Annotated in this window: 1 protein-coding gene and 1 pseudogene; both read left to right on the forward strand. The window is 64.4% G+C overall.

What is annotated here, in order from left to right; all coding sequences use genetic code 11:
- On the forward strand, positions 1–358 hold a 358-nt coding region (locus VSX56_RS20705), incomplete at its 5' end, for an electron transfer flavoprotein subunit beta/FixA family protein (protein ID WP_434096062.1).
- A pseudogene (locus VSX56_RS20710) lies at positions 358–762 on the forward strand (electron transfer flavoprotein subunit alpha/FixB family protein); the annotation flags it as partial. The gene VSX56_RS20705 and the pseudogene VSX56_RS20710, both read left to right, overlap by 1 nt.

A 762-nucleotide genomic window follows, 5' to 3' on the forward strand; every position in this document is an offset into this window, starting at 1 on the left:
GCTCTCGGCGCTTCTGGGCTGGTCTCAGGCGACCTTTGCCTCCTCGGTGGAGATCACCGGTGACGAGGCACAGGTCACGCGCGAGGTCGATGGCGGGTTGCAGACCATCAAGGTCAAGCTGCCGGCGATCATCACTGCCGATCTGCGCCTGAACGAGCCGCGCTATGCCTCGCTGCCCAACATTATGAAAGCCAAGAAAAAACCGCTCGAGGCAAAGACCGCCGCCGATTACGGCGTCGATGTCAGCCCGCGTCTGGAGATCGTGAAGACCGCCGAGCCTGCGGGCCGCGCGGCGGGCGTCAAGGTCGGGTCGGTTGACGAGCTGGTGGCGAAACTCAAAGAAGCGGGAGCTCTGTGATGGCTGTTCTTCTGATCGCGGAAATCGCGGGTAAAGAGGTTGCGCTCGACGCGACCGCCAAAGCGCTGACGGCCTCTGCGGCTCTGGGCGAAGTGACTGTTCTCGTGGCGGGTTCCGGCGTGGACGCGGCCCCTGTGGCGGGCCTGTCGGGCGTGGCGAAAGTGCTCAATGTCGATGATGCGGCCTATGCCCATGGTCTGGCCGAGCCGCTGGCCGATCTGGTCGTCAGCATGGCGGACGGGTTCAGCCATATCGTGGCGCCCTCGACCGCCTCGGCCAAGAACGTGCTGCCGCGTGTGGCCGCCCTTCTGGATGTGATGGTGATCTCGGATGTGACGGCGGTGGTTGATGCCGACACCTTCGAGCGCCCCGTCTATGCGGGCAATGCCATCCAGACGGTGAAA

This window comes from Thioclava kandeliae (genome assembly GCF_040297545.1).
Lineage (GTDB): Bacteria > Pseudomonadota > Alphaproteobacteria > Rhodobacterales > Rhodobacteraceae > Thioclava > Thioclava kandeliae.